This window comes from Streptomyces beijiangensis (genome assembly GCF_017315755.1).
In the GTDB taxonomy this organism is placed as follows: Bacteria; Actinomycetota; Actinomycetes; order Streptomycetales; family Streptomycetaceae; genus Streptomyces; species Streptomyces beijiangensis.
This window is the reverse complement of record NZ_JAFLRJ010001563.1, coordinates 1-245: the sequence shown is the minus strand read 5'-3', so window position 1 is coordinate 245 and position 245 is coordinate 1. Positions and strand designations below refer to the sequence as shown.

Below are 245 nucleotides of genomic sequence, written 5' to 3'. Positions count from 1 at the left end.
GAAGCGCTCCGACACCGTAGAGGCGGACATGTGGATCCTCTCGACGCTTGAGGATCTGCGGAGCAGGTCCCGTGCCGGGTCGGTGCAGTTGCAGCTGCTTGATTTCGAGGACGCCAAGGAGAAGCTCCGGGAGCTTTACCGCGCCTGGGTAAAGGAGTCGCAGAGGAACCGGGACCGTGCGGAAGTGATGAAGGAGAGCCGGCTCGCGGCGATCGCTCTGAAGTTCTCGAAGACCGACGTGCGTC

Annotated in this window: 1 pseudogene; it reads left to right on the top strand. The window is 62.9% G+C overall.

The window, feature by feature from the left end:
* Positions 1-28 precede the first annotated feature (28 nt).
* A pseudogene (locus J0695_RS42695) lies at positions 29-245 on the top strand (transcriptional regulator); the annotation flags it as partial.